Below are 1768 nucleotides of genomic sequence, written 5' to 3'. Positions count from 1 at the left end.
CCCCGCACCCTCCAGATCCGCCACCAACTCCCCAGCCCCCACCGCACCCGCACCCGACCGACTGACCAGCACCACACGACGCACCCCGTGCACCGCCACCAGATGCCGGGCCACCAGACCACCCAACGTCCCCGTACCACCCGTCACCAACACCGTGCCGTCCGGATCCAACCCCCGACCCACACCCACACCACCATCGGCGTGCCCACCCGCACGCACCAGACGCGGCACCAACGCCCGCCCAGCACGCCACACCACCTGCCCCTCACCCGACACCACCGACCGAACCACCCGATCACCAGACCCCACGTCCGAACCCGGCCCCGCACCCGGCCCCGCGTCCGGCCCCGCGTCCGAGCCCACCAACACCACCCGACCCGGCTGCTCCAACTGCACCGAACGCACCAGACCCCACACCGCACCCACCGCGGGATCACCGACCGGATCACCGGTCAACACGACGAGCGGTTGCTCGGAGGAGCCGGCCAGGTGGGCCTGGATCCCTTCCAGCGCGGCTCCGACCAGTTCCCGGGCAGCCTGCGGCGCGGGCGCCTCGGGTCGGCCGGTGAGATCGAGTACGTGCTCAGTGGAGGTGCCCGCCGGCACTCCCGTACGCGGGAGGTCGAGGGTTTCCCAGTCGACGCGGTAGAGGTGTTCGGCCGCCGGGTCGGTGACGCGGGCCAGCCGGTCGAGCGGGACGGGCCGCAGCACGAGGGTGCCGATGGCCGCCACCGGACGTCCGGAGGTGTCGCTCAGGGCGAAGGACACCGAGTCCGCTCCGGCACGCCGGGCGCGCACCCGTAGTGCGGTGGCGCCGGACGCGTACAGTGCCACGTCGTTCCAGGCGAACGGCAGCAGCAGTTCGCCAGGTCCGCCGGCCGGCGCCGCGCCGAGGTTCGCGGACTGGAGGGCCGCGTCCAGGAGGGCGGGGTGCAGACCGAAGTTCCCGCCGGACTCCCCCGGCTGCCCGGACTGTCCCTGCGGTCCCGGTATCGCGACCTCGGCGAGGACCTCGTCGCCCAGTCGCCAGGCGGCCTGCAGGCCGCGGAACGTCTCGCCGTACTCGTATCCGGCGGCGGCCAGGTCGTCGTAGAACGTGCCGACGTCGACGGGTTCGGCACCGGGCGGCGGCCATGCCTCGAATCCGAAGTCCGGTGCGGACTCGGGGCCCATGAAGCCGGTGGCGTGCCGGGTCCAGGCGTCGTCGCTCCCGGTCTCCTCGGGGCGTGAGTGGACGTGCACGGCTCGTCGTCCGTCCTCGGTCGGCGGTTCGACCGTGACCCGGAGCTGGACTCCCGTCCGTTCGGGCAGGACCAGGGGTGCTTCCACGACGAGTTCGTCCAGATGCGGAGCGCCGGTGTCCTCGGCCGCCCGCAGGACGAGTTCGAGGAAGGCCGCACCCGGCAGCAGAACCTGGCCGGAGACGGTGTGCTCGGTCAGCCAGGGGTGTGTCCGTGTCGACAGGCGGGCCGTGAAGGCCCGGGTGCCGTCGGGGAGTTCGACCACCGTGCCGAGCAACGGGTGCTCCGCCGAGCTGAGGCCCAAGGTGGTGAGGTCGCCGGTGTTCCGGTCGGGTTCGAGCCAGTACCGCTGGTGCTGGAAGGGATACGTCGGCAGTTCCGAGGGCCGCACCCGGCCCACACCCGCCCGCTCGAAGACCGCCGGCCAGTCGACCGGCACCCCCCGCACGAACACCTCACCCGCCGACAACAAGAACCGATCCAGCCCACCCTCACCACGACGCAACGAACCCGACACCACCACCGGC

Annotated in this window: 1 protein-coding gene; it reads right to left on the bottom strand. The window is 72.6% G+C overall.

Annotation, left to right across the window (positions count from 1 at the left end; genetic code table 11):
* Nucleotides 1-1680 (bottom strand): polyketide synthase dehydratase domain-containing protein (locus ABEB00_RS35585; RefSeq protein WP_345624877.1); only part of this gene is annotated, 1680 nt, incomplete at its 3' end.
* Nucleotides 1681-1768: the final 88 nt, after the last annotated feature.

This window comes from Streptomyces ziwulingensis (genome assembly GCF_039542605.1).
GTDB classification, from domain to species: domain Bacteria; phylum Actinomycetota; class Actinomycetes; order Streptomycetales; family Streptomycetaceae; genus Streptomyces; species Streptomyces ziwulingensis.
This window is presented reverse-complemented; position numbering and strand designations above follow the sequence as displayed.